General features: G+C 30.9%; 4 protein-coding genes. All 4 read right to left on the bottom strand.

The features are described from left to right. A partial coding sequence (locus SPD90_RS00590; RefSeq protein WP_320924004.1) for a hypothetical protein occupies positions 1 to 251 on the bottom strand: 251 nt, incomplete at its 3' end. 17 nt (positions 252 to 268) lie between these two features. Next, positions 269 to 2,005 (bottom strand): phage tail protein, encoded by a 1,737-nt coding sequence (locus tag SPD90_RS00585; RefSeq protein ID WP_320924003.1) that lies wholly within the window; start codon positions 2,003 to 2,005, stop codon positions 269 to 271. Further along, complete coding sequence (locus tag SPD90_RS00580) at positions 2,005 to 2,706, bottom strand: hypothetical protein (RefSeq protein WP_320924002.1); 702 nt, start codon at positions 2,704 to 2,706, stop codon at positions 2,005 to 2,007. Before SPD90_RS00580 ends, SPD90_RS00585 begins: the two co-directional genes overlap by 1 nt. Further along, on the bottom strand, positions 2,700 to 6,736 hold a 4,037-nt coding region (locus SPD90_RS00575), incomplete at its 5' end, for a phage tail tape measure protein (RefSeq protein WP_320924001.1). The genes SPD90_RS00580 and SPD90_RS00575, both read right to left, overlap by 7 nt.

Raw genomic sequence — 6,736 nt, 5'->3', positions numbered from 1 at the left:
CGAATATCTGTTAGTTCAGCATCTCCAGTTGTGCTACCTTCAGTAAGAGTTGTAAAAGTATCCATTCTTGCACTTAGTAAGTTCGCTTTTTCGTCCATTTCTTTAATTTCATTTACTCCTGCTGAGATTCTCTCTGGATGTCCTGTTGCATCTTTATAGCATTGTTCAATTGAATCAACTATGCTTTGCCTTACTTCTCTGCCATATATTGCTGTTTTAATTTTATTTAAACAATCTTTAATTGTTGCCATTTTTTTCTCCTCTCAACTTATTTTGATTCTAAAGCTTGTAATCTCTTCGCATAATCTGAAAGAATGTCTCCAACATCTCTTTCTGTACTTCCATACCCAATTAAGAGTTTTCCCACTGCTCGTATTCTTCCATGAACTTGGAGTTCTGATGCCTCATTTTCCTCTTTAGTGCTATTAGCTCCTCTAATAATTACCATTGGCATATTATCACTCGTGGTTGACCCAGGCTCAATAAATAATTGATAACTACGTTCACTAAGTGAATCCTCTGCATAAACTCCAATTCTACTATTAGTATCTGTTCCTCGTAAGAAATTAAGAAATAAACTTTTTGCATCTTCAGATTTAAAGTTTATAGCCTTTGTTCCATTTCCTTTAAAGTTTATAGTATTCAGGCCATCACCAACAACATTTAAAGCATTTGTTGTTAAATGTCCTTCTGAATCAACCCACATAACTGTTTCCTCTTTAGAATTTTTAATTGCAATTGCTCCATTTCTTACTGTTAATCCATCTTTATCTATTGTTACGCTAGTTTTATTATTGCCAATTACAAAATTAAATTCTTTTGTTGTTTGTTCAAATAAAGTTGAAAAATCTCCCTTGCTTATTTTTCTTGATACTCTATCTTTCAATACTTCTGCATTTAATTGTGTAGCATCAACTTCTCTTTCAATATCAGTAATGCTATTAATAGTTGAACATGGCTTATTAGAAAAGGTAAGTTCTGTTTGATATGGATTATCCATATCTATATTAATTTCTATAATTCTATATTTTTTAGAAATATTAAGTATAGGATTATATATATTACACATTTGAGACTTTTTAAATCTCTTAAAATTACTATTTATATAGCTTAAATCTAAACTACCAACTTCTATTGAAAAGCTCTCATCATTAATTGTTTTTAATTTCTTTATTGCTTTTTCTTTCAAATTTTTAGGAATTGTCACATCTTCCCATTGAATTACTTTATCAATTACTCCATATTTTTTTACCAAATCATCATCTTGTACATATTCAACATCGTTATTGACACTTTTTATTGTAAGTCCATCAGCTCCAACTGGGATTATTCTAGTTATTATAGATTCTAGTGTACTGCTATTTGAAATAGAACTCATATTTACTCCTAATTCAATCTCATTATCATTTATCTTTACTTCTTTTAAGAAATCTAGATAATATTTTTCATTTGTTTTTCTGATATCAATGAAAGCTTCTTTCTTACTTGCAAGTTCTTGTATTAAACTAAGTACTTTCGATCTATTGCTTTGAATATATACCGTATCTTCTGCTGTCACATTTCCTAAGTATATTTTTTTGTCTTCTGTAGTACTAGCATTATATGTATTTAATGCTAATTGCAATGTTTTTGTTATATTCATATCTTCATAAATTATAAAAGGATTTAATTCCTCTTCTGTTTCTTCAGGAGTGTATTTTCCGGGATGAATATCCCACTTTCCAGTTGAAATTCTGTTAAGATAGTCCATTACACTTAAAGCTGTTATCTTTTTTGAAAACTCTCCAGCACTAGTCATGCATTCTTCACAATCAACAATCCATCCTTCAAATTCTTCCATATCATCATCAAGAACCTTAACTTTAGTTATAAACCTTTCAATACTATTAAAATAAGAACTATTTGGTAGTAAATTAAAAGTAAGAGTACTAGCAACATTTTCACTATGAGTTAATTTTCTTTCTGTTGCTTCTACTATATTTCCATCTATTAATATTGTGTACACTATATCACCTCTCTTTTCCAAAGAAATGTTATGTTTCCTGTTCCCTTTACTGTTATTGTGTTTTTACCTTTTTCTAATCTTATAGGTTTATTACTCCCCCCTTGAAGTACATATTCTTTATTTTTATAAATTAATGACATTCCTGAAGCATTACAAATAATATAAGGATTAGCTCTTATAGAGCTTAAATTATATAAAACTATTTCTTTTTTGTCTTCAACATCATAAGAATTATATTGTACATAATCAGTTTCAAAATTGAAATTATCCCATATATCTGTTCCTTCATATTCTTCAAAAGTCCTAAATGGTTGGGCTATAAAAATTACTTCTATAGTTCTATCTTCTTCTAAAAGGTTAATATCTGAAATACTTGAAACTCTAGCTGAAAATGTTCCATCCAACCAACTCACTTTTAAAGGTTTAAAAGTATCTGAATAAAGTTTATTCTTAAATATGCTATATATACTATTTATCCTTTCTTGAAATACTTCATATTTATTTAGCAAAAAAGTAACTTGTATTGTTCTAGTACTATAAGTTATTTCTCCTCCTATTGCAGAAAAGTCGTAAACACCATTTTGAAAAGGGACTGAAGCAAAAATAGTATTTGGAGTCGGTTCACCTATCTTTATATCAGAAATAACAAAGTTAAAATCATCATAGCTCCTAATTCCATTAAACTCTATTTGTCCTAACATCCATTTAGCCTCCTATTAATTGCTCCTGTACTACCGTTTATGTTATCTACTATTTTAGCAACTTTTTGTGCATTCATATTAATCGATAAACCTTTAATAGCTTCTGCTACTGCATTTGCAACAATGTTAGCCATAATATTCATATCTAAATTACTATTATAATTATTTATAGTAGATGAATAAGAATTATTGTAATTGTTTATAAGCTCATTACTTTCCATAGTTTCTGAATTAAAATATCCACCACTAGTTATTATATTTTTTGTTTTTTCTGCATCTAATACTGTTTCTCCACCTGAAAAGTATATAAGCTCTGGTCCTTCTTCTCCTACAAGATGCACTCCTCTTGTAGCACTTTTAGTTCCTGATGCATAACCATCAAAAGAGCCATTAACAACTTTATCATTCACAATTACATTTCCACGACCATCGGAATAGTAATGAACTCTTATATTTGCTGTTCTGTCTCTTGCTGCTTCATCAAGTGCATTTTTAATTTGATTTGCATTAGTTATAACTCCATCCTTATCGACATATATTTTAACTGGAGTTCCATTTATATCAATTATTCCACTTTTTACTCCACCGAAAGTTGTTTGAACTTCTCTTAAACTTCCTACTACTCTACCATCGGCATTTACTATTTGGTTAGCTGAATCAATATGCGTATTTTTAGTGTCAGTAAGTGCTCGTGATATGTTATTATAGTCATTTTGAGCGGCTTGACTTAATCCATTCATACTATTTTCTATTCTTTTAGTTGCTCCAGTTACTTTATTTGCTGAAATGTCAGTTTCATTAGCGTAAAAAGTAGTTAACCCTACAATTTTACCTGTAACATCATCTACGCAGACATATACATTTTCATATGCTTGTGTTGTAGTATTATATAACCTTGTCATTCCACTTTCTGTAATTTCATTAATCCCAACATAGTGAGACATCAATTTCTCAAGTTCTTCAGCATTTTGTTTATCTTTTCTTGCTAAAATTTCACCACTGTATCTATCTATTTCCTCTTCTAAGTTTTTATTTTGATTAATTAAAGCCTCATACTCTTCATTGTAATATTGTTGTAATAATTCAGACTGCTCTTGCTTTTGCTGTTTTAAAGATTCTATTTTTCTTTCTGCACTTGCTCTAGTCTCAGTATCCATAGTATCTAAATTTTGAGTCAAATCATTAATTAAAGTATCATATTGTGCTAATTTTTCTGCTCTTTCCTCTTCATAGTATTTTCTTCTTTCCTTAAGCATTTTAGATGCACTTTCTGCGTCTAAATTATTAGCTCTATTTAAAAATTTATTTTTTTCAAATAAAATTTCTTCATTATTGCTTGCCTGGAACTCTAATTCAATTCTTTGTATTTCTGCATAGTAATTTTTTATTTTAGCTTCATCATCTGAAGTAAGGACATATCCTTCATCCCTAACTTTTCTAAGAATTTCATTAATTTCCCCTTGCATTCTTGTTACTTCGGCTTTGTTCGTGTCTCCCCAATTTGCATAATATTCTAGTATCTTAGTTTCATCATCATCCAATACACTATCTGAATTAAAAGCTTTCCCTAAACTTTCTTGGATTTCACTACACTTAGAATCTATGGTACTTATAGCTGAATTACATAGTTCACTCACTCTATTCTTTAAGCCATCAATTTCCTCTGGTGTGATAACTCTATCAATTCTTATCTTTTTTAATTCAAAATTAAAATTTTGAACATTAGAAGTAGCTTGATTAACAGCATCTTTAAATTCATTTGACATAGTATCACTTAATTTTTCTTGAACTAATCCCATTTGTTCAAGTTCTTTTCTTGTATATACTGTTCCACCTGCCATTTTAGTAAATGCTCTTTCAAGCACTCCCATCTCTTCACTTGATTTCAAAACAGTATTATTCATTGCTTTAGAATGTTCTTTCACTGCATAAATAGCAGTACCTGCTGCTACTACTCCCATTTCTAAAGGTAGAAATGCTTTGGCTAATGCACCTACTCCAGCTTTTAAAGCACCTGCTGTTCCTGCTGTTGCAGATAAGTTTTTCCCTAATGCTTTTGTAACTAAGGCACTGCTAGACATAAATTTTATTAACTTTGCTCCAGTGGACACTAATCCACCAACACCACTTACAAATTTTCCTGTAACCTTTAATGCAGCTCCAATCCCAAATGTGTATGCTCCAAATTTTAAGATATTTCTTTGTGTGCTTTCAGATAAATTCCCAAACCACTCAACTAATTGTGATAACTTATCAATTAAATTATTAATGTGAGGTAATATATATGCACTTAATTGTATTCCTAACCCTTCGAGTTTAGATTTGAAAAGTGTTAAATTCCCTTTGGTGTTATCCAACATTGTCTCTGCCATATCTTTTGCTGCACCATCACAGTTATAGATGGCATTCGTTAAGTTATTGTAATCTTCTTCAGAAGCATTTATAATGGTAAGCATGCCCGCCATAGCTTCTTTTCCAAAAACTTGTGCTGCTCTTGAGGCCTGTTGTGCAGATGTTAATCCTTCAGTTAATCTTGTACCTTGTTCTGTAGCCACAGCATATTGTTTTTCTTCAAGGGACATTGCTTTTAATTCTTTCTTGGAATATGAAAGAGCTAATGCAGCATCTAATTGTGCCTCTGACCATCCTTCTATATACTCCATTCCTGCATCTAAAGCTGCTGCTTGTGCTATTTCTTCTTCACTCAAATCTTCCATTGCTTCACTTGCTAATTCTGTTACATTTTCCATGTTATCAAAACCTAAGACTGCTAATTTTGTATCATCATCCATGGATTTCATTTCACTTCGTAACATATCTATTATTTCTTTTAAAGACTTCATGGAACCATCAGATTTAGTAATTGATAATCCACAATTATCCATTGCTTTTTTCATATTACTTGTAGGTTTAGCTAAATTAATTAATGCTGTTCTTAGTGCTGTACCTGCTTGACTGCTCTTTACACTTGCATTTGCCATTAATCCTAATGCTATACTTGTATCTTCTACAGAAAACCCTAAACTACCAGCAACTGGTGCAACATAACTAAAACTTTCACCAAGCATACTTACATTTGTGTTTGCACTACTACTTGCTTTTGCTAAAACATCTGCAAAATGTGCAGAATCACTTGCTTTAAGTCCAAAAGCCGTTAATGCATCTGTACAAATATCACTTACTAATGCTAAATCTTCACCTGAGGCAGCTGCTAAATTCATTATACCCTCTATACCATCCATCATTTGTTTAGCATCCCAACCTGCCATGGCCATATACTTGAAAGCTTCTGAAGCTTCAGTTGCACTAAATTTAGTTTGAACTCCCATTTCTTTTGCTTTTTCTGTTAATTTTTTCATTTCCTCAGCAGTTGCTCCTGAAATAGCTTCAACTTTACTCATGCCCTCTTCAAAATCCATTCCAACTTTTGCAGAATATGCAGAAAGTGCTAAAATCGGACTTGCTAATGCCATCATTTTTGTACCTAATGCACTAATTGTCGTTCCAAGAGTTTTTAATGTAGCTCCTGTTTTTTCAAGTTGACTACTAAGAGCTGCCATTTTAGCTTGATAATTTACTATAGCTTGATTATTTAAAGCATTATTAGTATTCTCCAATTCTGTTTCTAGGTTACGTAATTCTGTTTCTGTAAGGTTTATATTTCTTTGTGCTTCAATCATCTTCTGTTGATATTTTTCAAGGTCTTTATTTGCTTTACTGATTGCTGCAGAATTATCACCTTCAGCTTGATTAAGTTTTTCTATTTCTTCTCTTTTCTTAGCAACTCCTTCTTGTGCTTGTTGCATTTGCTTTTTATACACATCAAGTTTTGTTTTTGTTGCTTCAATTTTTTTGCCAAGGTATTCTATTTTAGTTCTTAAACCTTCTGTTGTTTTTTCAAAATTTTTTGAACCATTTGAAGTAGTTTTGTATTGGTTATCTAAATATTTTAATTCATTTTTTAAAGCTTTTATTTGTGTTGTAGGTCCCTTATCTTTAACACCTAAAGTTATAAGTAATTGTTCTTCTG

Source organism: Intestinibacter sp. (assembly GCF_034113885.1).
Taxonomy (GTDB): Bacteria; Bacillota; Clostridia; order Peptostreptococcales; family Peptostreptococcaceae; genus Intestinibacter.
This window is presented reverse-complemented; position numbering and strand designations above follow the sequence as displayed.